Source organism: Rhodoferax sp. RT5P35 (assembly GCF_056521385.1).
On the sequence record NZ_JBWMAX010000218.1, the window covers coordinates 1 to 788 of the forward strand.

At 68.3% G+C, this 788-nt stretch carries 1 protein-coding gene and 1 pseudogene; both read right to left on the bottom strand.

What is annotated here, in order from left to right; translation table 11 throughout:
- Positions 1 to 401 (bottom strand): annotated as a pseudogene (locus tag AC097L_RS25115) (deoxyuridine 5'-triphosphate nucleotidohydrolase); the annotation flags it as partial.
- Positions 402 to 431: 30 nt separating this feature from the next.
- On the bottom strand, positions 432 to 788 hold a 357-nt coding region (locus AC097L_RS25120), incomplete at its 5' end, for an extracellular solute-binding protein (protein WP_479589429.1).

The window sequence follows — 788 nt, forward strand, 5'->3', positions numbered from 1 at the left end:
CCCTGGATCCGCAGAGTGGACGGGCCGACCCGGTCCACCCGCACGCGTTCCAGCCCGTAGTCGCTGGCCGAGATCAGGCGCAGCTGCAGATAGCTGGGGTTGGCCTCGATCAGCAGGCCAAACAGCTTGGCCAGGCGTTCGGAGTCCAGGGCATCCTCGTGCTGCAGGATGGCCACGGTAGTGGGCAGGCCCGCCAGCACCTGCAGGTTGCGCGAGACCTCCTCGCGCGTCTGGGTAATGCGCCGGGCCAGCACCTGGGTGGAGGTGAGCAGCTTGTTCTTGGCCGAATTCACCAGCAGGCCGCGGCTGGCCTCGTAGGCGTAAAAGCCGGTCAGTCCCGCCGCCAAAAAGCCTACCGAAGCCATCAACAGCACCAGCTTGCCGACGATGCCCCACCTCATGGAATGTCCCATCTCATGGAGTGCCCGGCTTCATGGTGCCAGCACTTTGCGGGCGCGGTCACCGGACACGATGCGGCTCCACAGCAGGTTGCGGCGCTCTTCGCTTTCCACCGGCTGCAGCCACAGCAGGCGGTCGTCGGCCCGGTACTCGGACGAGGCCGAGGTGGTGTTGGCCAGGCCCTGGCGCTGCACCAGCACCTGGCCGGGCTCGGGCTCCAGCAGGTAGTTGATCCAGGCCGCGGCCAGCACCGGGTTGGTCGCCCCGCGGGTGATGGCCCAGCAGTCCAGCCAGGCCAGCGCGCCCTCCTGGGGGATGGCGTAGCCCACGTCCAGCCCGGCGGCGCGGAACAGCACCTCCTGCTGGCGGCCATAGTTGGCAAACAGCAG